Here is a 24,720-nt window from a genome sequence, read left to right as displayed (position 1 = left end):
TTACCAGAGTCCCTCCCCATTTAGCCGTCGGGACAACCGATTTGTCCCTAGCACAAGAATGAGACTGATGGCGGAGGACAGCAAACCGATTGCTGTCGCAGGCCCGAAGTAACCCTGTTGTAGGCCGTTGCGCAAAATGTACGTGTCGAGTACGTCCGCGACTGGCTGGTTAGCCGGATTCATTAGCGGATAAATCTGGTCCATCCCGACGGCAATCAGGCTCGGCATGCTCAGAATCAGCACAATCGAGACGGTCGGGAGAATGCCGGGAAACGTAATGTGCCGAATTTGAGCCAGCCGACCGGCTCCTTCCACCCGAGCTGCTTCGTATAACTGCGGATCGATCGTCGTAATCGCAGCCAAGTACAAAATCGTGTTCCAGCCCACTTCCTTCCACAACCCGCTTGCCACGATCATCGGCCGAAACCATTCGGTAGAGCCGAGGAAGAAGATCTGTTCGCCCCCGAGGTCAGTTATGAATTGATTAACAAGTCCACCGTCTAGCGTCAACAGCGACTGTAGAATATAAGCCACGACTATCCAAGAAAAAAAGTGCGGCAAGTAGCTGACGGACTGCACAAACCGTTTAAACCCGCTGTGCCGGACCTCGTTGATGAGTAGCGCTAGAAAAATCGGTGCGGGGAAACCGAAGACGAACTTAAGCGCAGCAATCCACAGTGTGTTGCGAACCACGACCCAGAACTGTTCGTCGTGTAAAAATCCGAAATTGTCGAGCCCGACCCACGGGCTGTTCCAGATCGTGCTGCCGATGTGAAAGTCTTTAAACGCAACCTGAACACCTGCCATCGGAATGTAGCTGAACAGGAACAACAAGACGACGGCTGGTGCGATCATGACATATTGCCAACGGTATTTGGCTACTCTAGCTAGCATAAGATCACCTCTCTAGGTCCCATTATACGGGCGGGCCACAGATGGCAACAATGTCACAACGATGGGATTATTGTCTCTATGATTGGATTTGATCAAAAAAACAGTTCCAACTGCGCTAGAGAGATAGCTATGTGGGTTAGCTATCTCTCTTGTAGGCTAAAAGGAGGATCGATACGTTCATCTGGAGCGGATTTTCCCTGGGGATACGCCAAATTGCTTCTTGAAAAGATGATAGAAGTGACTCAGATTAGCGAAGCCTGCTTCATAAGCAGTTTCTATAATATCCAGGTTCGTCGTGAGCAACAGGTTTCGGGCATAGGTGAGGCGCAACCGGTTCAAATAAGCGGTCGGAGTCGTCTTCAAATACTGTCTGAACACGCGGTTCAAGTGCCCCGTGCTACGACTGGACAGCTCGTTCAGACGGGCCAAACCACCTATAAAGTTCTCCTTCTTCTGTAACTCAAGCAATAGATACTCAAGCCACGCCGGCATCGCCTTCTGATTTTCATCCCGATCCTCAAAGAAGTAAAGCGCCAGCGCATCAACCAGCCAGCTGCGAGCCGCCGAGCGCGCTTTCGACTTATCGATCGTAGCGTAAACCATGATCTGACTGCCTTTGCGTATCAAAGAGTCCATATCGGGCGGTGTTAGTCGGAGGAGAGGCGGTTGCTTCGCCCGCTTCAGCCTCGCTGAAAAACTGGGACTGCCTAAGAAATCGAAGGCGCTCTCAACCGCTTCCGAATAGAAATTGACATTCATGAACCTGCAGTCAGATTCGCCGCAGAAGTCGTAGCCGTGTTTGTCGCCAGGGCGGATGAAAACCATCTCTCCCTCTTCAAGCGTCTGAATTTCACCATTAATTAGATGCATGCAACGACCGGACAGGATGACGAAGATCTCGTAAAAGTCGTGATCATGTAGTGGATAAGCGTATGTAATAGATTCTACGATATGGTAATTGGATTGCACCTGCGGATCGATTAACGTTGCAGCGCAAAGCATGTTAGCTTTAATCGTTTATTCCCCCTTGTTCCAATTGAATACGAACGGAAATCTGATGTTAATATAGCACAATAACTCGCGATTTGATTACAAGACATACCGAGTTACTGATGTTATGATCTAGCTGTTTCTGTTTGCGAGACTCCATTTTTGGATTTGGAAGAATACGCAATTTGCACAAATATTAAGCGAAAAATCAGGAGGTATTGAAATGCAGTTACTATCGCTGAACGGCAATTGGCGAATGAAGCGAACCGACGAGCACGAATGGATCGACGCCATCGTACCCGGCTCTGTTTTCAACGATCTGCTTCTAGCAGGAAAAATGGAAGAACCTTATTATCGAGATAACGAAATGGACGCTCTGGCGCTGACGAAATTTGATTACGAATACCAACGAAACTTCGAGGCGGACCCGAAACTGCTCGAGCGCGACACCGTTCTGCTCCGCTGCGAAGGTCTGGATACGCTATGCGAGGTATTGATTAACGGTGTACTCGTGCTGAATACAGATAATATGCACCGTACCTACGAGACTAACGTCAAGGATCTACTTCGCAGCGGGCTTAACGAAATTCGAGTCGTCATCCGTTCAGCAACGCGGTTCGTCATTGAGAAAGACAAGGAATTTCATCTAACAAGCTGCGCCGACGCAGTGCCGGGCATCTCTCATCTGCGCAAGGCACATAGCATGTTCGGTTGGGACTGGGGGCCAAAAATACCCGATGCGGGCATCTGGCGAGACATATCGATTCTCGGCTATGATCAAGGCCGGATCGACGACGTCAACTTAACGCAGCACCATGAGGCCGGTGCCGTTCGGCTGGATGTCCGTATCGAAACGGAGCGATTACTGCCGGACGCCGAATTGACCGTGCGTGCCGTGTTAGAAACGCCAGACGGTACTTTATTGGAGCGCGATGCAATCTCAGGTTCTGCCAGCACATCGCTCAGCTTCGAAATAACGAATCCTCAGCTTTGGTGGCCTCGCAACTACGGCGAGCAGCCACTGTATACACTCCGGGTCACTTTACTGAGCGATAAGGTCGAAACCGACGGTCGCACGCTCCGAATCGGCTTGCGTACGCTTGTTGTCAGGCAAGAGAAGGACGAGTGGGGAGAATCGTTCGAATTCGTCGTTAATGGCCGAAACGTCTTCGCCATGGGGGCCAACTACATCCCAGAAGATAATGTATTCGGCAGGTTGAGCCCTGAACGGACAGAGCGGCTGTTGCAGAGCTGTGCGGAAGCAAACTTCAACTGCATTCGCGTCTGGGGCGGCGGCTATTATCCCGACAATCAATTCTACGATGCATGCGACCGGCTAGGACTGATAGTCTGGCAGGACCACTTGTACGCGTGCGGCGCCTATGACTTCAATGACGCCTTCCGTGAGAACATTCGCCAAGAGACTATCGACAACGTGAAGCGCATTCGCCATCATGCTTCCCTCGGCATATGGAGCGGAAATAACGAGCTGGAATACGCTTGGGCTAACTGGGGCTGGACGGAAAGGTACGGCGAGAAGCTGCGTGATGCTTATCTGCTCCAATTCGAGCAATTTCTCCCCGAGTTAAATGCGGAAACTGATCCGAACACGTTCTACTGGCGTTCGTCTCCGTCATCGTACGGAGGCATTGACGATCCCAATCTGGAAAACGTCGGAGATATGCACTACTGGGACGTCTGGCACGGCCGGAAGCCGATTAACGAATTTCGGACTTTGTTCCCCCGGTTTATGTCCGAATTTGGGTTGCAGTCATTCCCGTCACTCAAGACAGTAGAGTCGTTTACACTTCCGGAAGACCGAAACATCTTCTCTTACGTCATGGAAGCACACCAGAAGAACGGCACCGGCAACGAGAAAATTCTCTACTATATCAGCGAATATTTCAAATATCCAAAAGACTTTGAATCGCTATTGTACGTCTCTCAGCTCATTCAGGCTGAAGGGATGCGTGTTGGCGTCGAGCACTGGCGGAGAAACCGCGGTCGGTGCATGGGCGCGATTTATTGGCAGCTCAACGACATCTGGCCCGGAGCATCCTGGTCAAGCCTCGATTACTTCGGCCGTTGGAAAGCAACACAGCACGCTGCGAAGCGCTTCTTCGCCCCAGTGTTAGTCTCTGCCTGCGAGGAAGGGACCGACGTGTCGCTGCATGTAACGAACGATACGCTCGAGCGCTTCGAAGGACTGCTGAGTTGGCGTCTGCTCGACCGACGCTCCGAAGTGATTCGAACCGGGGAAATGCCGGTGATTACAGATGCGCTCTCTTGCCGGGAAGTTGTCGCGCTGGAGCTCGGTACCGAGTTGGATACGCCGGACAAGCTGCGACAGCGTTACCTAGAGTTTACTCTGACGACTGACGGCCGGGAAGTCAGCGGCGGGACTGCTCTGTTCGTCAAGTCGAAGCACTTCGAATATCTCGACCCTCGCATCACTGCTGAAGTCTCCGAAGAGGAAGACCAATACGTCGTAAGCCTACGTGCAGAAGCGTTCGCAAAGTTCGTATTACTCGATCTGGGCGATGCGGACGCATCTTGGAGCGATAACGTCTTCGATTTGTCAGCGTCTATCACGAAGCGAGTAGCGGTACCGAAGAGCAGCCTATCGGCACCGCTATCGCTGTCGCAATTCCGAAAACAGCTCTGCGTCTGCAGCCTGTTCGACACTTTCGTCTAAGTGAACAAGTGACTTAGAAACGCCATTCCCTTCTTTGGACTGAAATGAATAACCTCGTTATAAGATGCAGCTGCTCGCTCAGATCGGCTGTATCTTTGTCATTATTGGATTATTTCACATCTATATCGCACCAGTCATAGCGTAACACCAGGTGTCATCTATGATTACCATAAAACTCAAACGGAGAGCATCTCCAACCTGCATGTGGAAGGATACGTCCGTATTCGAGCGGGATTCGAAAGCTCATTATTAATAAGTGAGATCATTTATTCTTTGTGCATTGGTTAAAACTTGTCGCTTCATCCACCGAAAAATTCTTCTCAATCGCTCAAAGTACGACTCAAGACCGTGCTTGCATTTCATTTAGAATCGGTTGATGCTCATTTGCAGACTTTTGTCGCAATACTAAAAAATGAAAATCTTGAGGCGGAACAAAGCTCCGCGTTTTATAAAGACCACTATGATTCCGTTCATTCGGTAATCGTGAGATTGATTGAAGGATATAACGAATTAAATATGCAAGCTCCAATAGATCCTGTATTTAGAGCGGATGCGATTTTATCTATGCTGAGCGCGGAAGTATGCCTCTTTTTGAAAGAGCCGCGCCATTACACAGCCGATGAAATTAAAGTAAACATTTCCAACACTTTCATAGAGCCATTGTTGCGGAGCATGAAAATGGTCGCTGATTCACTTGAATAAACATCAAGTAACGGGACAAGCAGATGAACTGTTCTGTTATGAATTTTTTCAACTATGATTTAATCGTCAAATAGCCCCCGCCTTGCTTTCAAGATGAGGGCTATTACCATTGACACTATATCATCTCGTTTTTTAATATTTCCTAAATTATGTTCTAAATTTAGGTATATCCCGACAGTACAATTATCGCTGGAATGGTCTCCCTCCATGCTCGTTGGTATGCTTTTACTTTTGTACCGTAGGTAGAATCAAAAACATAATAAGAGTCCTCTAGTATCATAATCATATTCATAAGCTCCACGAATGTTTATGCTATAATATTATTGTTTCGGCTTTGTATTGAGCTCTGTATCTAAACCATTTGTACGACGATAGAATCTTCTCAGGCCCAACATGCACAAGAATTCACTAACCGCGACTTTGCGCGGTTTTTTAAAAATGCAATTGCAACGAAGGGAATAATGAGATTATGTTTTCGGCCACATATTTAACCAGAAATGCTCTTCTATTGTGGAAGCTCTTTTTCGCACTAAAGCTAATTGCGAATCTCGCGGTAACAGGGATCGTTTATTATCACACATCGACTGCGTTCTTCTGGAGGCTTAGCTTTATCGGTCTTTCGATAGCCGTTTTTTTGTTTGTTCGATTTCTTTTACCAAAAGCCAATTCACACAAGAACGTATTGATACGAATCCTGATTCTTGACTTTCTGGTTTCGGCAGCTTACGGCTACGTCTTTATTGGAGGACAAGTTCCTAATCAACTGCTAGTTGGCATAACAGCGTTGGCTATTCTTATGTTACAGAAGAGCTTCCGATCCCTCGTCTTCACTTGCGTAACGCTTCTCTTAGTCTACCTGGCGATCATGATCGCCATTGATTTGCACTTATACAATCGACTGGACGCGATCAGCTACTTTATAACATGCTCCTTTATTCTTTTTGCTAGCATCGTGTCCGTATTGCTTCAATTCTACCAACGCGCTCGTCAGGATGTTATTAACTTGTACACGCATTTGAGGGAAACCCACGAAAGGCTACAGGAATATGCTCTTCAGGCGGAAGAATTAGGAGCGGCCAGGGAGAGGGTCACTATCGCGCGGGAACTGCATGATTCGGTGGGACATCAATTAACAGGACTGATCGTGCAGATGCAAGCGGCCCGCAAGCTTAGACTAGTAGGTCCAGAACAGAGCGAAAAGATCTATGCGGAATGCGAGGAATTGTTGCGATCTTCCTTGCAAGAAATTCGGTTAGCGGTACGAACGATACGGGACGAACCTGTGCAATCGACGTTTCTGCCTGAGTGTCTGAAGAATCTGGCGGTAGAATTCACGAAGTACGCGGAGGTCGAGACCCGGTTTTACCTGAAGGGTGATCCGGTTCCGCTACCGGGCGATCTTCAGCTTACAGCATACCGCATCGTCCAAGAGTCGCTAACGAACGCGAAGAAACATGGGCGGGCCAATAAAGCCTCCATTGAATTGCTCTACGAAGCGAGGCAGCTTTCCATGTTGATAAGCAATGACGGGGTGCTGCCGGGAAAGCTGAAGCCAGGTTTCGGCTTATTGAATATGCAAGAAAGAGTAAAGGAATGGTGCGGCGCGGTTTCTTTCGGGGAGAGTGGAAATAATGACTTTGCTGTGAAAGTGAGTCTTCCGTATCCGGTACTAGCCATGGGGGCAGAACAATGAGGATTCTCGTGGTGGACGATCAGAGGCTCATGCGCGAGGGGTTGGCGACGATTCTGAATTTGGAACCGGATATGGAGGTAATCGGCACTGCGGCAGACGGGAGAGAAGCTTATACCAAAGTAATTGAATGTCGTCCCGATGCGGTGTTGATGGATATCCGGATGCCGGGAATGGATGGCGTGGAAGCCTCTGCACTCATCCTCAAGCATTTTCCAGAGACCAAAATACTCATCCTAACCACGTTCGACGACGAGGAGCTTATCCTGCGGGCGTTGGAGCACGGGGTGCACGGCTATCTGCTCAAGGATATGCCTTCCGAGGCGATCGTCAGTGCGATTCACGCCGTCTGCAACGGAGGAACGGTTCTTCAGCACGAAATTACGTCGATGCTGCTGAAGGGGTTGAACAAGAGTCCTGAGGGAAGCTCGAGGCAATTCCCCTCTTTTTTGAAGGACGAGAACGAAGATCTTGCCAGCTTGACAGAACAAGAGAAAAAAGTACTGGCCTTGCTTGCCGATGGCATGAACAATAAAGAAATCGCGAGTGCTCTTTTTATTAGGGAAGGCACCGCCAAGAACCATCTGTCCAGCGTGATGGCGAAATTGGGGTTGCGTGATCGAACGCAGGCGGCAATATTTGCGATTCGCCGTCTCCATTAAAGCAATGGCATTACTTTTGGCATAGAACCTACTTGAATATTCATGACGGTTCGCACATTTACGTAGCCGCTGTCCTTGTTACAATCATATTTAGTCGGAATAAGACCGACGGATAATGGACAAGGGAAGGAACATGCGCTATGAAAGAGGACTTTATATTCCATGTACTGAACGACCAATACTCCAAACTTCTGGAGTTTGCGGAAAGATGCCCGGTTGATGCGCGGAATAAGGTGCCGGACGGCTTCAACAATACGATAATCTGGCATTTAGGACACGTGCTCGTCTCCACGGAGCTTCATATCTTATATTTATCCGGCAATACACAAGAGATGACACTCCCGGCTGAGTACATGGTTTATTTCGGTTACGGCACGAAACCTTCAGATTGGCAAGACGAGCCTCCACAATGGGAAGTATTGATTGACCAGCTGATTGCGCAGCCTTTGCAACTGCGGAAATGGCTACATGAAAAGATCGAACAACCTGTGAAAGAAAACTTTTTTAAAGCCGAAACGATAGGAGATTTGGTCGTCTCCACGGCGCTTCATGCCTCCTACCATGTTGGCAATGTCGCCGCCATGTTGAAAGCATTGAAGTAGCGCAATCCCATGAAAATAAAAGTAGACCAATGGCGATTCTCTATTCAAAACAAACTATTGTTCGTAACACTAGCCATTCTCGTCGTGACAATGTTAACGATGGCTGCCATGAGCCTATGGGTAACGGCCCGTGAGAGCGATCTGCAGATGAGGGCGAACCTGCGTAACACGGTCAAAATGGCTTCGGAGGTTATGGTGGCATTCGAAGATTCAGCGATGAAAGGATCGCTCGACAGGGAGACCGCGCAGGAGCAAATGAAAGAGATGCTCCTAGGTCCCAAGCAAGCGGACGGATCGAGGACGATCAACACGAATATCGATCTCGGAAAACACGGTTACTTCTTTATACTTAACGATAAAGGCGATTTGCTGGCGCACCCTTCGCTGGAGGGACGAAACCTCTATGATCAGCAGACGAGCGATGGTTTTTATCATATTCGGGATATGCTTAGTAAGAGCGGACAACCGGACGGTGGCTTTACCGTCTACAAATGGCCTCTCCCTGATAACTCTGCAGAGGCCATGAAAATTGCGTACTCACTGAAAGATTCGAATTGGGGATGGACCCTCGTCGCGGGATCGTATATTCAAGACTACAAGGCGGGGCAAAATCGTATCGTGCAAGGCACGTTGTATACGCTAGTCGGCTGCTTGGTGGCCGGTGCCGTCGTTATTATTTTGTTTGCCATGCGGCTCTCCAAGCCGATCGTATTGTTAAACCGACAGGTCAAGAAGATCGCAGAAGGCGATTTGTCGCCAAACGATAGCAAAATCATTCAGAGCCGCGACGAGATCGGCGACTTGTTCCTCTCGTTCACCATAATGCGGGACAGTCTACGAAATATGTCCCGAGGGCTTCTTGATCATGCCGCCGCCTTGTCGTCGGCCTCGCGAGACCTGTCGGCGACTTTCATGGAGACGACGGAAGCGACGGACAGCATCTCCGCCTCCGCGCAGGAAGTTGCTACTAGCAACGATACGCAAAAGAGAAGCCTGCGGGAAAGCACGCTCGCCATGGTGGAATTGGCGGAGGATGCGCAGCGCATAGCCGCTTCCTCTTCGCTGGCTCATGAGGCTTCTCTAACCACATTAGGCCATGCGGAACAAGGCAATGAGCTCATTATTCAATCTTCTGAGCAGATGGGGGCGATAACTTCCACCGTGGAGGAACTGTCTTCCATAGTCAGCCGACTCGCCGAGAGATCACGTAACATTGGAGAGATTGCTGAAGCGATGGGCGAGTTGTCCGCGCAAACAAACTTGCTATCACTGAATGCGACTATCGAAGCGGCAAGGGCCGGGGATCAGGGCAAAGGTTTCGCCGTCGTCGCCGGCGAGGTGAAAAAGCTGGCTGAGCGCTCGCAACGATCCGCCATGCAGGTCGCGGAGCTGATCGGCGATACACGCGGAGATATCGACACCGCCGTTGCGGCCATGGGCAAGGGGGAGCGCGAGGTAACTGTCGGAGCCCAACTCATCCAACATTCCGGCGAAGCGTTCAATCGAATCCTATTAGCCACGCGCGGCGCCGTTCACCACGTGCGTCAGACCTCTTCGGCTTCTGAACAGATCTCCGCGAGCTCGCAGGAATTTACCGCGTCATTGCTGGAGATCGACCATATGGCGGAGCGTTCCAATGATCTGGCACAGGGAATTTCGACTGCCGCTGCGCAAAATTTCGCCGCCATGGAGGAAATTTCGGCCTCGGCAGACTCAATGAACCGAATCTCCGAGGACATGCTTCGACTGGTTCAACGGTTTAGGTTGTAGAGGGAGATTCGTTGGTCTAATGATCATGATTATGGGAAGCGGAGGTTTTGCTCATGAGCACGAGACTATACTTGACGCGCCATGGAGAGACGGAATGGAATGTGGTCCATCGCATGCAGGGGGAACTGGACTCCCCTTTAACCGAGCTAGGCGTACGCCAAGCTGAGAGCTTAAAAGTCGTCTTGGATAAAGTGGATATAGATGTGATTTACGCAAGTCCAAGTCCGCGGGCGATGCGAACCGCAGAGATCTTACGAGGAGCAAGAGAAATTCCCCTGACAGCATCCGAATCGCTTATGGAGATGAGATTCGGGATATGGGAGGGACAAGTCCATTCGGAGGTTCAAGCTCATTACCCCAAGGAATGGGATCGTTTCTGGAATAACCCCGAAGAGTTCGCGATCGAAAATAGCGAAACGTATACTCAAGTGCAAACGAGAGCGTTAAAGCTGCTCAATGAGATCATCCGGAAACACTCCTCGAAGTCGTTGCTGATTGTTACTCATACCATCGTCATTAAGCTACTCATGGCGCATTTTCAGGGAACTGACATGAAGCATCTATGGAACTCGACTGAAATCGAACCTGCTAGCTTATCTAGGGTCGACATCTCTGGCCAAACTGCCAAGATCGTCATGCATGGGGATATCAGCCACCATCCACTCTCTTAGAGTGGAGTTACGGCGCGGCAAGTTGCTCCCCTCCTCTGGCAGTGCTACAACAATGGTTTTGATTGAATACAGCTTTTATTACTAGCTCACAAGTCGAGGATGGATAACCAAATGAATTAGTGTTTTCGAGTACAGTAGGACAAATTCAGATGTTTGTCGTCTCTTCGGATATCACGGTCATTGATTAATAAAAAACATACACACCTCGCAACCGCGATGCGTGTATGTTTTTGTCCATTCAAACGTTCTATCCTTTCAGCCACTCCAAAAAGCACACCCTATGATGATCGTCCCCATGATTAATCCTGTGCTAATAAATTATTTAATAGAGCCAAGCGAATTATTAAAAATATCCACATCGGTGCAGGCCGTCAAGCGGATGCTCTCATTCACCTCCTTTATACGTTCGAAGCCGGGCACCGCCAAGACCACATTGTTTCTGAAGCGCAGCGTGTGGGCGCTCTTGGCGTCTAACAGCCGCGGTTGTGACATAAGAAAGAGATTTTCCTCAATCCGAATATTGCGATGGACTGGCGATTCTGGATCGATCTCTACGTTCTCCGGCACAATGGCAATTACCGCCAGCTCGCCGCTTCCGCATTCGATGAATCCGTTCTCCCGAATCAGTAGATCCTCCACCCGCCCGGATTCGTACCACGACGCCGCATCATCGGCGACAAGTACGGCGCTCATCCGCATCCGCTCGAATACGTTGCGCGCAATAACCGTACGCTTGCGCGTCGTCGCCAGCACGCCTCGCGTCGGAATACGGGAGAAATAGTTGTCCGTGATTTCCACTTCCGGCGTCCATGTTGCATTCTCCACGGCATCTCCTTCCTTAATGCCCTCCGGTGGGCGCGCTTCCAAGGTAAGCAGCATCACGCGAGGCTCGATCAGCTTCGCATCCATTACCCGGGTGCTGCCCGAAGATAAAAGCGAACGCTCCTTGATCCATTCGATGTCGTCGCCTGCATAGAAGGCTTCGAAGCCGAACGTTTGCGGATGCATGAACCGAACGAGAACCTGATTGGCGGACGGAAAGCCAACGATGCGTAGATGTGTGCCGTGCACGTTGATGGCATCGTCATGAGCTCCGACAAAGCGGCTGTTCTTAATAAAGATCCGGCCTTTACAGCCGGACAGGTGTACGAAATCCGCAAACGCCGCCACTGTCCGCCCCGTCTCCGGACGCGGAGACATGTCGAGTCGGTTGAAGCTCAGATTGTCGCTGAACTGGCCTACAATGCCAAGTCCATGCATGAAATGGACGCCGATTCTTTCCAGACGAATGTCGCGGCTTCTCTGAATGAACGCTCCCGCTTGGTCGCGGATACCGTCCCGCGCCTGCAGAATCCAGCCTTCGGCAATATCGGGTAGCAGCTCGTAGTGAAGCCTGATCCTCCCCGGATTCAGCTCCTCGGCGCGGAGGGCTTGCTTGAACACGTTAGCGATTCGCCATGTCGAATTGCTCGCTTGATCAAAGACTTGCATGGGACCGTCCCGAAAACTCCAGCCGTCACCAATCCAGCACAGCAAACCTTCCCTAATCTCGTACCGGGAGTCTGAGTGTACACAAATGTCCAGATAGGCGCCGGTATCCGCATTCACCGCCGTCTTCTCAACTTTCATCTCTACGACCGTCGGCCAGGCGTAATCTAACTTCAGATTGCAAATCTCGATGCGCTCGCAATCGTCGATCACGAGCATGGTCATTTTCCCGTGGAATAGGAAGAGAGCGCCGCCGCCGTCGAGCACGAAGTTGCTCAGACCTTTCAAGCAGATCCCGATCGTTTTCACAGGATTCGGATTTTCCGTTTCGCTGGCCGTATTAGACATATAATAGACGGCTCTTTCGGCGGAATCGGCATAAAAGTCATACCGTCCCGGTTCTATGACTAGCGTCACAACCATCCCGCTTATCCGCGAGGCCGCTTCAATCGCGCGTTTCATCGCAGGCACGGCGTCTTCTCCCGAGTCCGGCTTGCCGCCAAACTGTGCAAATTCAAGTTTCACCGTACTGCCGTCATTTACGCTTGCTGCTGCCATACAACCTCCCTCTCCTCACACCAACAACTGAATTTTCTATCTATTTATATTAATTCCAATATTACTGGAACATGTGGCTCCAGCTTGATCCGAATCGATCCGTTCTCGGCGGTATAATCATCATAGAGTTCGCGACCGTCTTTCGTTAGGCGATAGGCTTGATACTTCATCCCTTGCCAAGTCCGCGGAAGCGTCCATTTTCGTTCGCTCCCATCCCTGCTGTATGCATATATCCGATTATCCATCGGAATGAAACGGTCGTCGTTGTCCGCAATCACAAGATCTCCACAGGTAACCGCGAGACGATTCGCCCCTTTGTCCGCCTTCATCGTTACACCGTCGCCGAACCGCATCATAACGGTGTGTTCATCCTCGCGCATTTCAACCAGCTCCCTAGCCAAATAAAAGCGGTAAAGCATCGAGCCCAAATAGAGGACATCCACGATTTGATTCCAATTCGAATCAAAGGAGGCCGATTGAACCATCTCACCTTCGAGACGGGTAGGCTCGCCACGGTACAAAATATCTGCATCGATCGAAGCGCCTTTTCCCCATGCGATCGCATTCATGTCCACGCTGCCTCCGCCGACGATTTTCCCGTGATACATCTGGGACGGAGAGAAATGCCAATATGCGCTGAATACGCCAGCATCCTCGATTGGCATGCCGTTCTGGCCTTCCGTGGAGACGTCAATCCCTCTTTCGTTGAAATACGTAATAATCGGTTTCATTCCGCAGACAAGCTCTTCCATAGGACCGATGTAGTCATCGCCGTCCCAGCTTGCGTTGGTGTTGCGGAATGCATCGAGATGCACTGTCCGTACAACGGGCACGAGCTTAAGAAATTCGTCCAGTCGAGCAAACGCATGACCGCTCTCAACATCCTTCGTATGAGAAATGTGGTACACCCGCTGATCCAAATCCAGCCAAACGCGCGCCGCGCCGTCCGGATCGCGGCTCAAAATATCCGGATGCCAGTCCGGGGAGTCTTCATAAGCATCGTCAACGTTTATGTGATAACTGACCGTGCATGCGTATTCCTCATTAGCCGTTCGAACTAGCTCCACCAACTCTTCGCGTGCTTTGTCCGGATTTACGGCCAGCTTCGGATTAATCCGGTTCAGCGACGGATAACCTGTATCGTGACCGTCAAATTGCCAGCCGACCAAATAAACGATTTGAGGAATCCCCCCGGTAATATGGTGGACTTGACGTATAATGTCCAGCGTTTCCTTGAAAGTTGTAAGAACGCCCCGTTTTCTCTCCGCACAAAACACTTTGTACCAGATCGCTTCCTTGTAGATCGGGTTTGCATCCGGAAACTGTCGGTTCATCCACAGCTGATAGTCGCATTCATCCGCCTTGCCATCGCCGTTTCCGTCTGTCAAAAAAACAATTCTCATCTCAAGAGGCTCCATAGCTTGGCCGCGCACGCGATATTGGTACGTATTCAGACTTATGTTGTACCCTTCCGAGCGCTCGGCGTATTGGCTGCCGCCCGAAACTTTACTGAGCAGCGGAATGACCGGATAGTTGGTGTGCACGAAGCAACAAAGCTCGCCATTGAACAAACAGGTATGCATAGTAGGTACATCATGGCGGTCGGGAACGGCATCGCCAATTTTATCCTTGATCTGCTTTCTATCGTACAACCCTCTGCCCCCGCCGGGAATCAACTTCCAGCTTTTCGGATGAATTTCGGTCCGGGCATACGAGAAGCCATCGTTGGTGCACCCAAGCAAGGGCTGATCGATCCAATCGATCCGCTCCAGCCACTGCGTGGCATCTTCTATCACTAGCAGTTGCACGGATACTTCGTTTTGCTCCAGACGGTAGATGACCGATAGTCTCACATCATTGCTTTTTAATTTCATATCGTAAGAGACGGTTGACCGCTCTGGAAGCTGTCTGGCCTCAATCTCCCACTCGTCCCAAGACTTCACGCTTCCATTCAAGGACCATTTTCCTTCCGGACCGCTTCCGTTCATCCCGATGCGAGTATGCTTGTGCACATATCCCCTGATCCCCGGCCAATCGTACAACTCCACTAATAAATGATCATTCTCCAATAGAAACATACCAAGGCCTCCCGCCTAACGACAAAGGAGAGGAACGCATCAAACCCGCCGCCCCTCCCCTTGGTCATATCGATGTCATTACTTGCTTATTTTGCTACATTGTCGGCATACTGCTTCGTATATTCTGCCTCCAGCTTGGCAATCCCGAGCTCTTCCGACTTGTCCAGCAAAAAGCTGAAGACAGATTCGAACTCTTCTTCGGTTTCCGCGAATACGAGCTTTGTCAAATAGTCGGTTCTCAGGTTATTTATTTTCGCCTCTATGATGCCAAGCTCGCTTGCGCTGTCGAGAACAAAATCGAATTCAGGAAAAAATTTCATCTTTGGAGCCATTAATTGATCATATGCCTGCTTTTCCTGATTTTGGGGATCCCAGAACACGGAGTTAGACACTGCCCAATTCGCCACTAGTAAAATCGGTTCGCCTAATCCCGCCTGCTTCCAGGTACCTCCCCAATCCTCATTCAAGGAATCACTAAAACCGGTTGTAAATGTCGGTTTTCCTTGCTTAAAATAGTTATTTGCCACCGAATTGTCATAATAGAAGTGTGGACCGTTCTCCAAGTCTATAAATCCCTCTTTCCCCGTCCCCTCAACGCCGAAGAAAAAGTCAGCCTGTCCTTCTTTTGAAGCCGCATATTCCAATAATTTCATCGTACGCTCTGGATTTTTGTTGCTTTTCGGAATAACAAGAGCCATCCATCCTTTCGGAATGGTCGGATACATATAGCTAGAAAACGGCGAAAGCATTTCAAAGCTGGTATCCGGATTATCCTTTGGAGGTGTATTATTTTTCGCTGCCGAGTTCAACGCGGAAACGATAACATCGCCTGCTGCCACCTTTTGCGCGGTAACTTCTCCGGTATTAACGAACGATTCCTTCGTCAGCAATCCTTTACCGGCCATCTTAAAGGCGAACTTCACCATTTCTTTCCACTGCGGATCTTTGATTTTGTGTTGAACGTTATCACCGTTTAAATAATAGTCCGCGATTCCGAATTGAGGCAGGAACCAGCCCAGATCGTTCGAATGCTGCCCTTTGTCACCCAGGTAAGGAATTTTGTCGGGATGATTTTTAGCCATTTGCTCAAGCGCAGCCAAAAATTTATCCGGGCTTGAAGTGTCAGGACGGCCAATCTCATCGTAATAATCTTTGCGGACGACGAATTGCGGCAGCCAGACAGGAGCCAGACCGGCGTTTAGCTTCGCTTCATCCAAATACTTTGTCGTTTGATAGCCAGAAATGAGCTTATAGGTTTTGCCGTCTTCTTCCTTGAAATTCGCGAGCAGCTCCTCGCCATATTGCTCGTTCAGAATGCTGCGCAGGTTCGGTGCATATTGCTCGATCAACTCATCCAGAGAATACAAATAATTGCCTTCAACCAATTGCTGTAGCATCTTGTTTCCTCTGTCGACGACCATAATGTCCGGCAAACTGTTGCTTGCGATCATGAGCGAAATATCTTTGCCGTCGCCGTCGTCTTGTACCGGCTTTTTGACATTAAAGGTGATTCCGGTCTTTTCCGTAATCCTCTTCGCTCCCGCACCGGTCCAATCACTGTACCAAGCCCGATCGGAATACAAATCAAGTGTCAACGGTGATTCGCCGGCTTGCCCATTGTCCGCAGGCGGTTCAGCCGATGTTTCTGGCGTCGCGGCCCCGTTGTTATTGTTTGCGCATCCCGCGAGCACAGAGATTAGCAAACTGGCAATCAGCAACGCAGACAAGCTTTTAAACGATTTTTTCATTGTAAACGTCCTCCCCTTATTTTTTCTATATATCATAGGCTTTCCGAAGACAAGCCTTCGATACCGCTACTAAGCTTTGATAGCTCCAACCATCATGCCCTGCACAAAATACTTTTGAATGAAAGGATAGACGAGCGTGATCGGCAATATAGTAACGATTAATGTTGCGTATTTGATAGCGAGCAATGTCGATAAAGGATCCAACCGCATATTGGGTGGCAGGTTCTGCATATTGTCGATAATGGCCGTGTCGGACAACATGCGCACGATAATCGTCGGCAGCGTCCAAAGCTCCTGATTGGAAACAAAGTAGGCTGAACTAAACCAATCGTTCCAATGATTAACCGCGACAAACAAGGAAACGGTAGCCAGCACCGGCTTGGAGAGCGGGAGAATGATTCGCATGAAAATGTAAAAGTCGCCTCCTCCGTCCACTTTAGCCGATTCCTCCAGCTCATTCGGCATCTGCCGGAAAAAAGCCATAAACAGCAGCGCATTGAATATATTGAACATTGCCGGAATGATGTAAACCCAAAAGGAATTAAGAAGATGCAGCTTTTGCAGCAGAAGATAGGTTGGAATTAGTCCGCCGCTTACGTACATCGTAACCAGTCCGACCAAAGAATACACCTTTCTGAACAGCAGCCGTTCCTTTGACAGCGCGTAGGCGCCTATTGCCGTAAATAGCACGCCGGTTAGTGTGCCGAGCAAAGTACGGGCTACCGTGACGAGAAAAGAATGGAGCAGCTGCTCGTCTTGAAAAATAACGCTGTAGTTGGACCATGTAAATTGTCTAGGGAACAGGTATAGCTGACCGCTGGCCGCATCGACCGGATCATTCAAGGAATAGATGAGCAAGTAATAAAGCGGATAAAAGGTCGCCAGAAACGCAATAATGCCAATGATTATGACGGTAACGTTCACAACCTTATCTTCCAGCGTTAGCTTAATGGATGTACGCATTGCAGTCACTCCCATGCAGTCAAATTAAAACAATCGGTTGCCGGATACTTTGCCGGAGAACCAGTTGGCGAACAATACAAGCACCAAAGACATGACGGCCTGTAATGAACTGACGGCCGTAGCATATGAGTACCGGGTTAGTTCGAGCCCCATTTGCAGGGAATAATATTCGATCACGTACGACGTTTCTTTGTTAAACGAATTGCCGAGCAAGATAGAATGATCGAGATTTCCGCTGAACAAGGTGCCAATCTTCAGTATGAACAAAATAGCGAATAACGGAACAAGATTGGGTAGCGTTATATGGATCATTTTTTTGATTCGGCCTGCTCCGTCCATCGTAGCCGCCTCATAGAGATCCGGATTAATGCCGGCGATGGCGGCCAAGAATATAATGGCGCTCCAGCCAGTCTCCTTCCAGATACTAACCAGCGTCGAGAGCGGCCGGAACAGTCCGGGCTCCGTCCAGAACTCGATGGGATGCCGGATCATATCCAGCAACAGCAGCGATTGATTAACCAATCCTTTGTTGTCGAGTAAAATGATCCACATGGACGCAACCATTGCAAAGGAAATAAAATGAGGCAAGTAGCTTGTCGTTTGCACGATCTTTTTAAATCGCATAAATGGAATTTCATGGATCAACAACGCGAACAACAACGGCACCGGAAAAACGATCAGCAAATTTAGCAGGCTCAAAATGACCGTGTTTCGCATCGCCATATAAAAATTCGGGTCCGAAAACATCTCCGCGAAATTTTCAAATCCGACAAATTTGCTTCCTGTAAATCCGGACGTGATCTTGAAGTCCTGAAAAGCGATTATATTGCCTGCGAGCGGAATATAAGCGAATATAATGAGAAACAGCATGCATGGTAAAATCATCATTTGCAGTGTAAGTTGAGATTTAAATACGTTCCAGGTTCGATTATTCCTTCGATTCCTTCCTGCTTCCAGCTCCTTCATTGCGCGTTCCCCTCCTGTAAAAAGAATACTATGAGTTCTCCGAGCTGCCTATGAGACAAGTCTAAGCTTTACTGATACAAAACCAATGTATCGGATTTTCTTCAATTTATAAAAAAAAACGTCCTCCATTAAATGGAAGACGTTCTGCTTACGCTTGTATCCAAGCGTTAAATATCTAGATCCGTCGTATTCAACGGCAATAAGGGATGCCGGAGAACAATCGTCGTTCCTCTGTTTTTCTCGCTTTCAATCTCCAATCCGTAGGACTCTCCGAAGTAATGCCTTAAACGCTCATGCACATTAATCAGCCCCAGTCCTCCTTCAAAGTCGCTTCTCCTTTCCCTAGCGGGATCAAGCAAGGTTAGTCTGATATCATCCGGAATTCCCGGTCCGTTGTCGGTGATCCGGAAGCAGATGCCGCCTTTCTCGAGGCTGCCTTGAATAAGAATCATTCCCGTATCGCCCTTATCCGCAATACCGTGCCGAATCGCGTTTTCCACCAGCGGCTGAAGGACAAGACGCATGAACGGCAGATGCTGAATTTCTTCTTCTATCCTGTACATGATACGAACCAGACTCGACTGCCTAACTTTCTCGATATGAATATACGAACCCAGTAGCTCCAGCTCTCTTCGCACGGTCGTCACTTCCTTTCCGCCGTTCAAGCTAAGGCGGAACAAAGATCCCAGGGAACTGACGATTTCGCTAATTTCGTCGATATGGTGGGCTTCAGCCTTCCAACGTATCGTATCTAACGTATTATACAGAAAGTGAGGATTGATCTGGTAAGCAAGCACTTGGAATTCAAGCTGTTTTTTTCTTTTTTCTGATTCCTTTGTTTCCTTGAGCAGCTTATTAATTTCCCGGATCATATTGTTCATACTGCGATAAAGCCATCCCACCTCATCGCTTCTTTCGACCAGCTTTGAATTGTTTATTGCGTCTTCCTTGAAATTATTTCTGGCCAATATTTTCATCTGCCGAACGAGCAAGGAAATCGGATTCGTATATTTTATCGTAATATACCCCGCTAGAAACAAAGATAACAAAAAATAAAAAACGAGAAACGCCACGGTCAGCTTATTAAGCACTGCAACCGGATTGTTCAAATCTTTGAGCGGCACGATGCTGACCAGCCTAAGCTCATCTCTCAGTATAGCAGACACGTTTACAAGCGATTCTAATCCTTCGTAGTCCAACGTTTTTGAAACAAGTGGACGTTCGAGCACTTGCGACAAACCTTTATCGATGCTTCCGTACTGGTTATCCGTGCTATAGATGATTTGATTATTTTTATTGATTAACATCAACCTCTGATTATCGAATTGCTTCACCGGATCAATAAATTCCGCCAGAATTGAAGGCCTGATCTCCATAATGACGATGCCAAGTGGCTCGAAGGTTGTTAAGCTGTGGAGTCTCTTGACGCTGCCGAGCGTAGCCTGAACGAACAAGCTGGGATGATCCTCGGTTTCAAATACCTTCCAGAAGGAACGGCCATTCGTCGAGATATCGGCAAACCATGGAACCTCCTTCATATCGATAGACCGATACGTTGATTTCATATAGGTCGGATGCTCCGAAGGATCGAGTGGAAACAATCGAATCTTAAACAATCGATTGGAATAATTGAGGGTCTCTGCAAATGAAATCAACTTGTTGGCGAAGCCGATCTCGTCTTGCGAATCATTAAGCATAGGATTAAACAGCGCCTGCATATCATCCGACGCCATGATTTTATCCTGCTCGTTCATGACATAATAAAAAAACTGGTCCAAGTTTTTACCCGTTTGCACGACGGAATCAAGATTGCTGGCATAAATCGTCTTCTCTGAATTGGATAAGGCGATATAGCCAACGAGCACGAACGGGACGACGATCAAAATAAAAAAAACGAACAAAAACCGATACCTCATTGACATCGGATAGCTGATTAGACGCTTAATCATCACCGTCTATCCCCTTCATGTTGCGGAATTCCCTAGGCGTGCAACCGAAATTCTTTTTGAACAGCTTCGAGAAATACACGGTGTCTCGGTAGCCAACCTCGCTGCTGATTTGATATATTTTCATGGAAACGTCCTGTAGGAGCAACTTTGCTTTTTCCATTCTTAGATGAGTAACATAATCCAGGAACGTCATGCCAACGTTTTTTTTGAACAGGGTGCTGAGCCATTCCGGCGAAACATAGACATGATCCGCTATTGTCTGCACCGTGATCGGCTCTGAATAATGTTCCCGTATATATTGCTCCGCCTTTTGCAAAATTTGATTCCGCGAGCTGCCCTGCAGTTCGGAATTCACCTGCAACAAGCTGTCCAGGACCAACTGTTGGAGAGCTTGAATCGTATCGAAAGCTTCAATCTTCTCCCATAAGAGGAGCGGTTTCCTTTTCCACTCCTCGTTCTTCCAGCCCATCCGTCTAGCTTCGTCGAATACCTCCAACAGCCATTCAAATACTTGATGATGTAAATCCCGTATTATGCCGACGCCCCACTCGCGAATCATAACGGGAAACTGCAACACGGCCTCCCGTACATCATGTTCTTCTCCATGCTTGAGCAAGTCCGCTAACGCTTTAGGCTCAAGCAGAAGATCAACATCCCTGAACAAATTTACCGGTTCAGTCTCAAGCTCGCCTTCCAATTCAACGTCTCCGTATATTCTGGCCTGAGTCAGCTTATCGATCGATTCGTTGTACAGCTCCGGTAGCGAGTTCAAGTTACCTTCGGACGCAATCACGATCGTTGCGCTTACTTTCACATACTTTTTGATCCTGGCGGCCATTGTCGATTTGAATTCTCGAATCCAATAGTCAAATTCAGAAAGCGCGTTTGGCTGAACACCAAAAATACCAATCCATTTGTCCCCCGGCATCATACGGAACAGCACATAGTTCCCCGCATGTGCGGCATGTTCCCTCAGCGAATGCTCTAGCACGTTACCGATCGCAAACATGATCCTGTTCTGTTCCTTGGAAGAGAGTCCCGGATTCGCATACGATTTCAGATTGTTAGCTTCTAGCAGTAGCATAACCAACTTGTCCGTGCCGATCCAGCCGATATCATATTGGTCCAGCAATTGTTTATTAGGAGGGACCGCGCTTACGCTCGACGAACGATCAACCATTTCCTGTAGCATTCTTTCCCGGAGCTTCGGTATGGCGCCTTCTATCATGGTAAGACTGCTCTGGCGTTTCTCCTCTTGCTGCAGGAGTAGCAACGCTTTGATCACAACTTCCTTCAACTCGGCCATGTTGACCGGCTTCAGCAAGAAATCTACAACACCAAAGCTCATCGCCTTGCGCGCATACTGAAAATCATCGTAGCCGCTTATTATGATAACTTTACCATCAAATGAAAGCTCCTCGTACAGCTTCTGTATAAATTCGAGACCGGACAAATTTTTCATTCGGATATCGGTAATAACGAGACTAATATCGGGAATCTCTTTAATAATCTCAATAGCCGTATATCCGTCATCTGCTTCATATAGCCGTTCGAAGCCCAATTCATTCCATATCTCATGCCTGAGCAAACCATTACGAATATCCTTTTCGTCTTCAACGATAAGCAATTTATTCATTCCATCCACCTCGCCTTCCGATCACGAACCGATTATACTCGATTTTACGGAAATGTGCAGCTTCCGAAGGTTCCGTCATGAAGTTTGTGTATGTATAGGATAGGGTAGTTCTCAATAGATAACAGTGCGTATAACTCATGGGATCGCCACAAATCACAAAAAAATCTACCACCTGATCAGAAAGCCGGCCGAACCCATGTAGCCCGCCTCATGCAAGCAAACGGAATACGCTCTAAAGTGGTCAAGCATGGCCGAGGCTAAAAAGGCTGTATTTGAGTACATTGAACTGTTCTACAATCAAAGGAGAACGCATTCCTCCAACAATTACATCCCGCCGTTACAGCTTTTGGAGGCGGTTTAATGATTAGACTGACAGTTATAACGAGGGTTTCTTACTTTCTACTCAATTAAAGCAAGGTCAATTCTGCCCGTTAGCACAACGCGGCTGCCGATTCATACCGGCAGCCGCGTTTTAGTTATTTATAAACGTCTAAAGTAATCTATTCATTAGGGCATTCGCCTACTCTAGCCATAATAATCACAGATAGATAATCATGTATCATTTCTCGGGTAACATTCATTTCAATAAGATATAAATCTGCCAGCGCTTTCTTAAACCGCAGAAGCTCCTCTCTATCATATGAACCTGCTGGAACTGGTGTATATTGCACCAAAAAAACAGTTCTTGCAACATCATATAGAAAATCCCCGTGGCACACATTCATGAAATCTATAACGAATGTGATACCGTTTGATAATATGATGTTACCTGGATGAAAATCACCATGACAAAGCATATCCCCATCTTTCAATCTATCTAGGATTTCTAATACTCGTTCTTGTTCCGTATGATCAGTCAAGCGTGCGTTTAAGATATTTGATTTTAAGAATTCTTTGTAATTCTGTACATTGATGACTCTGTTCTGAACGATAGTCTTATGTAGCCTGGCCATATGTTCAGCACATCCCTGGAGGTCACCTGTTTTCAGAACCCAATCCAAAAGGGATTCGCCTTCCACTCTGTCATATATAATACCCGTTTGCTCTTCGCAACAAATTATTTCATAAGCCTTTGGCTTTGCAAAGTTTAAATCATTCATTTCTTTAGCGTTTTGAAATTCTCTTTCAATCGCATTTTTGGGGTATCCTTGATCGAAAAGCTTAAGCACTTTACCTTCTTTCCATTCATATACAGTAGCAGTATTGCCTCTACCAACTTCTTTCCCATATTTCAATTATGCTCACTCTGCCTTTCATTGCCAAATCGTTAAGGCCACAAAGCAAGCCACCTCAACTATAGTTTAATATTCGCTAATTCATTAAACTATCCTTCCAGTTAGCTCATCGAGGCTGCCGATTTATGCCAGCAGCCTCGTCCTAGTGATAGTTAGGCTATAGTTCCCATTAGCATGATACCGCCAGTGCGAAAGGCAACCAATCATTCAAGTCAATTATTCCTCCCATTTGGAATGAAGGACGTGATGGCAAAAGTTGGGGCACTTAAATCCCGGAAGAAGTAGTTCGCATACGTATTATCAATCTTTATTCCAAATAGTCAAACTTTGTTTTAAGTCTACTCCATCAACCGTTCCGAACCGCCCGGTTCGGGGCACGTTTGCGAATGGGGAAGCGGCAATTGTCAGCACTCCGTGCGGCCAAAGGCGCATTGTTACTGCGGCTACGTTTCTATGGTATGGTTATTTTATGAAAAAAGCGGAAAACATTCTGGTGTTTGTCTGAACGCTGGCAAATGAATATGTATGTTTAAAATTTCGTTTGATTCTGTTGACAGCTAGCCGGCAAGGAGAGCGGATGCGAACCAAGCAGAAGATAAGCATGATTTAACCGTGGTTAGGTTGAGAAGGCGCGGAGACATTCCTTTATGATGATTACAGGAAGTCAATCATCTCAATCATGTTAAGGGAGTGGAACTTATGTTGAAATTGAATCATGCTGACGCAGTGAAATACCGCAAAGATGGTTACCTGATTTACAATCAAACTGTTTTTTCGGAAGATAAGATGCATCGCCTGGAAAGCATATTCGAGGATCATTTGCGCGACAAAGGCGATAAAATATCAGACGAGCTGGATAGGCCACATGTGCGCGACCCTCGCTTGCTGGAATTTCTGCTTAGCGATGAAGTGTTGGATATCATTGAACCGATCATTGGACCGAATATAGCGCTTTGGTCAAGCCATTTTATTAGCAAAGATCCCTTCAAAGGCAGAGCGACGCCTTGGCATGAGGATTCTGCATACTGGAAAGGCAAAGCTTCCTCGTTCGAGAATATCGTAACGCTGTGGCTGGCTATCGATCCGAGCAGTAAGCAGAACGGCTGTATGCGGGTTATTCCCGGAACGCATGCGAACGGCTTCTCTGAATATGTGCCTGTTGACAGCAAAATCAATACGTTCGGCACCCAGATTAAATCGGTGGACGAGTCGAAAGCGGTGTATTTTGAACTGAATCGCGGCGAATGCTCGTTGCATGATTCCAGAATTATACATGGAGCCCAAGCGAACACAAGTGAATTCCGCCGATGCGGGTATACGATGAGGTACTTCGCCGCCGATACGAAGGTGCTGGATGAGCGAGAAATATGGCTTTGCCGCGGCAAGGATATGGCTGGCAACGTGTATCAGAACGCCTAGCACC

19 protein-coding genes are annotated in these 24,720 nt (G+C 48.1%); 9 read left to right on the top strand and 10 right to left on the bottom strand.

All coding sequences use genetic code 11. From position 1 onward, the window contains the following. A complete protein-coding gene (locus AC0YN3_RS10425; protein ID WP_475774992.1) occupies window positions 1-894 on the bottom strand; it encodes an ABC transporter permease in 894 nt (297 codons plus the stop codon). A 177-nt stretch (window positions 895-1,071) separates the two neighbouring features. Continuing rightward, window positions 1,072-1,896: a helix-turn-helix domain-containing protein gene (locus AC0YN3_RS10420; RefSeq protein WP_475774991.1), complete on the bottom strand. Its 825-nt coding sequence runs from the start codon at window positions 1,894-1,896 to the stop codon at window positions 1,072-1,074. Window positions 1,897-2,107: 211 nt separating this feature from the next. Here AC0YN3_RS10420 and AC0YN3_RS10415 point away from each other — a divergent pair, with 211 nt between their 5' ends. The 7 genes from AC0YN3_RS10415 to AC0YN3_RS10385 all read left to right on the top strand — a co-directional run bounded on the left by AC0YN3_RS10415 (window position 2,108) and on the right by AC0YN3_RS10385 (window position 10,676). Continuing rightward, window positions 2,108-4,579 carry a beta-mannosidase gene (locus AC0YN3_RS10415; protein ID WP_475774990.1) on the top strand — a complete coding sequence of 824 codons (2,472 nt, stop codon included), beginning with the start codon at window positions 2,108-2,110 and terminating at the stop codon, window positions 4,577-4,579. A gap of 348 nt (window positions 4,580-4,927) precedes the next feature. Then, complete coding sequence (locus tag AC0YN3_RS10410; RefSeq protein ID WP_475774989.1) at window positions 4,928-5,281, top strand: hypothetical protein; 354 nt, start codon at window positions 4,928-4,930, stop codon at window positions 5,279-5,281. A 469-nt stretch (window positions 5,282-5,750) separates the two neighbouring features. Further along, complete coding sequence (locus AC0YN3_RS10405; RefSeq protein ID WP_475774988.1) at window positions 5,751-6,974, top strand: sensor histidine kinase; 1,224 nt, start codon at window positions 5,751-5,753, stop codon at window positions 6,972-6,974. Continuing rightward, window positions 6,971-7,633, top strand: a complete 663-nt coding sequence (locus tag AC0YN3_RS10400) for a response regulator (RefSeq protein WP_475774987.1) — start codon at window positions 6,971-6,973, stop codon at window positions 7,631-7,633. Before AC0YN3_RS10405 ends, AC0YN3_RS10400 begins: the two co-directional genes overlap by 4 nt. A 140-nt stretch (window positions 7,634-7,773) precedes the next feature. Continuing rightward, the gene (locus AC0YN3_RS10395) at window positions 7,774-8,235 is read left to right on the top strand and encodes a DinB family protein (protein ID WP_475774986.1); all 462 of its coding nucleotides are present in this window, start codon (window positions 7,774-7,776) and stop codon (window positions 8,233-8,235) included. A gap of 9 nt (window positions 8,236-8,244) precedes the next feature. Beyond that, window positions 8,245-10,005 (top strand): methyl-accepting chemotaxis protein, encoded by a 1,761-nt coding sequence (locus AC0YN3_RS10390; RefSeq protein ID WP_475774985.1) that lies wholly within the window; start codon window positions 8,245-8,247, stop codon window positions 10,003-10,005. A 53-nt stretch (window positions 10,006-10,058) separates the two neighbouring features. Then, window positions 10,059-10,676, top strand: a complete 618-nt coding sequence (locus tag AC0YN3_RS10385; protein ID WP_475774984.1) for a histidine phosphatase family protein — start codon at window positions 10,059-10,061, stop codon at window positions 10,674-10,676. 318 nt (window positions 10,677-10,994) lie between these two features. On the opposite strand, the gene AC0YN3_RS10380 is transcribed toward AC0YN3_RS10385, so the two are convergent. From AC0YN3_RS10380 to AC0YN3_RS10350, 7 genes are all read right to left on the bottom strand, one after another. Further along, on the bottom strand, window positions 10,995-12,722 hold the full coding sequence (locus AC0YN3_RS10380) for an alpha-1,3-galactosidase-related protein (RefSeq protein ID WP_475774983.1): 1,728 nt from the start codon (window positions 12,720-12,722) through the stop codon (window positions 10,995-10,997). 44 nt (window positions 12,723-12,766) lie between these two features. Then, window positions 12,767-14,800, bottom strand: coding sequence for an endo-alpha-N-acetylgalactosaminidase family protein (locus AC0YN3_RS10375; RefSeq protein ID WP_475774982.1), 2,034 nt, complete (start codon window positions 14,798-14,800; stop codon window positions 12,767-12,769). A gap of 86 nt (window positions 14,801-14,886) precedes the next feature. Further along, complete coding sequence (locus tag AC0YN3_RS10370; RefSeq protein WP_475774981.1) at window positions 14,887-16,548, bottom strand: extracellular solute-binding protein; 1,662 nt, start codon at window positions 16,546-16,548, stop codon at window positions 14,887-14,889. Window positions 16,549-16,617: 69 nt separating this feature from the next. Then, window positions 16,618-17,511 carry a carbohydrate ABC transporter permease gene (locus AC0YN3_RS10365; protein WP_441944383.1) on the bottom strand — a complete coding sequence of 298 codons (894 nt, stop codon included), beginning with the start codon at window positions 17,509-17,511 and terminating at the stop codon, window positions 16,618-16,620. 24 nt (window positions 17,512-17,535) lie between these two features. Continuing rightward, window positions 17,536-18,477, bottom strand: a complete 942-nt coding sequence (locus tag AC0YN3_RS10360; protein WP_475774980.1) for an ABC transporter permease — start codon at window positions 18,475-18,477, stop codon at window positions 17,536-17,538. A gap of 167 nt (window positions 18,478-18,644) precedes the next feature. Then, window positions 18,645-20,426, bottom strand: coding sequence for a sensor histidine kinase (locus AC0YN3_RS10355; protein ID WP_475774979.1), 1,782 nt, complete (start codon window positions 20,424-20,426; stop codon window positions 18,645-18,647). Continuing rightward, window positions 20,419-22,062 (bottom strand): helix-turn-helix domain-containing protein, encoded by a 1,644-nt coding sequence (locus AC0YN3_RS10350; protein WP_475774978.1) that lies wholly within the window; start codon window positions 22,060-22,062, stop codon window positions 20,419-20,421. The genes AC0YN3_RS10355 and AC0YN3_RS10350 overlap by 8 nt, the downstream gene beginning before the upstream one ends. A gap of 247 nt (window positions 22,063-22,309) precedes the next feature. On the opposite strand from AC0YN3_RS10350, the gene AC0YN3_RS10345 reads away from it, so the two are divergent. After that, the gene (locus AC0YN3_RS10345; RefSeq protein ID WP_475774977.1) at window positions 22,310-22,423 is read left to right on the top strand and encodes a hypothetical protein; all 114 of its coding nucleotides are present in this window, start codon (window positions 22,310-22,312) and stop codon (window positions 22,421-22,423) included. A 139-nt stretch (window positions 22,424-22,562) separates the two neighbouring features. Here AC0YN3_RS10345 and AC0YN3_RS10340 read toward each other — a convergent pair whose 3' ends face one another. Continuing rightward, on the bottom strand, window positions 22,563-23,297 hold the full coding sequence (locus tag AC0YN3_RS10340) for an aminoglycoside phosphotransferase family protein (RefSeq protein WP_475774976.1): 735 nt from the start codon (window positions 23,295-23,297) through the stop codon (window positions 22,563-22,565). A gap of 699 nt (window positions 23,298-23,996) precedes the next feature. Between AC0YN3_RS10340 and AC0YN3_RS10335 the strand changes: the two genes are divergently transcribed. Beyond that, window positions 23,997-24,716 (top strand): phytanoyl-CoA dioxygenase family protein, encoded by a 720-nt coding sequence (locus tag AC0YN3_RS10335; RefSeq protein ID WP_475774975.1) that lies wholly within the window; start codon window positions 23,997-23,999, stop codon window positions 24,714-24,716. Window positions 24,717-24,720 lie beyond the last annotated feature (4 nt).

It is taken from the genome of Paenibacillus sp. J22R232, assembly GCF_056269165.1.
Note: the sequence above shows the minus strand (reverse complement) of the source record. Positions and strands in the feature narration are given on the sequence as shown.

What these genes read in the sequence shown, in the direction of transcription:
- AC0YN3_RS10335 (WP_475774975.1), top strand. Translation starts at nt 23,997, where the DNA reads ATGTTGAAATTGAATCATGCTGACGCAGTGAAATACCGCAAAGATGGT.
- AC0YN3_RS10385 (WP_475774984.1), top strand. Translation starts at nt 10,059, where the DNA reads ATGAGCACGAGACTATACTTGACGCGCCATGGAGAGACGGAATGGAAT.
- AC0YN3_RS10395 (WP_475774986.1), top strand. Translation starts at nt 7,774, where the DNA reads ATGAAAGAGGACTTTATATTCCATGTACTGAACGACCAATACTCCAAA.
- AC0YN3_RS10365 (WP_441944383.1), bottom strand. Translation starts at nt 17,511, where the DNA reads ATGCGTACATCCATTAAGCTAACGCTGGAAGATAAGGTTGTGAACGTT.
- AC0YN3_RS10425 (WP_475774992.1), bottom strand. Translation starts at nt 894, where the DNA reads ATGCTAGCTAGAGTAGCCAAATACCGTTGGCAATATGTCATGATCGCA.
- AC0YN3_RS10345 (WP_475774977.1), top strand. Translation starts at nt 22,310, where the DNA reads ATGGCCGAGGCTAAAAAGGCTGTATTTGAGTACATTGAACTGTTCTAC.
- AC0YN3_RS10350 (WP_475774978.1), bottom strand. Translation starts at nt 22,062, where the DNA reads ATGAATAAATTGCTTATCGTTGAAGACGAAAAGGATATTCGTAATGGT.
- AC0YN3_RS10390 (WP_475774985.1), top strand. Translation starts at nt 8,245, where the DNA reads ATGAAAATAAAAGTAGACCAATGGCGATTCTCTATTCAAAACAAACTA.
- AC0YN3_RS10355 (WP_475774979.1), bottom strand. Translation starts at nt 20,426, where the DNA reads ATGATTAAGCGTCTAATCAGCTATCCGATGTCAATGAGGTATCGGTTT.
- AC0YN3_RS10405 (WP_475774988.1), top strand. Translation starts at nt 5,751, where the DNA reads ATGTTTTCGGCCACATATTTAACCAGAAATGCTCTTCTATTGTGGAAG.
- AC0YN3_RS10380 (WP_475774983.1), bottom strand. Translation starts at nt 12,722, where the DNA reads ATGGCAGCAGCAAGCGTAAATGACGGCAGTACGGTGAAACTTGAATTT.
- AC0YN3_RS10375 (WP_475774982.1), bottom strand. Translation starts at nt 14,800, where the DNA reads ATGTTTCTATTGGAGAATGATCATTTATTAGTGGAGTTGTACGATTGG.
- AC0YN3_RS10360 (WP_475774980.1), bottom strand. Translation starts at nt 18,477, where the DNA reads ATGAAGGAGCTGGAAGCAGGAAGGAATCGAAGGAATAATCGAACCTGG.
- AC0YN3_RS10420 (WP_475774991.1), bottom strand. Translation starts at nt 1,896, where the DNA reads ATGCTTTGCGCTGCAACGTTAATCGATCCGCAGGTGCAATCCAATTAC.
- AC0YN3_RS10370 (WP_475774981.1), bottom strand. Translation starts at nt 16,548, where the DNA reads ATGAAAAAATCGTTTAAAAGCTTGTCTGCGTTGCTGATTGCCAGTTTG.
- AC0YN3_RS10415 (WP_475774990.1), top strand. Translation starts at nt 2,108, where the DNA reads ATGCAGTTACTATCGCTGAACGGCAATTGGCGAATGAAGCGAACCGAC.
- AC0YN3_RS10400 (WP_475774987.1), top strand. Translation starts at nt 6,971, where the DNA reads ATGAGGATTCTCGTGGTGGACGATCAGAGGCTCATGCGCGAGGGGTTG.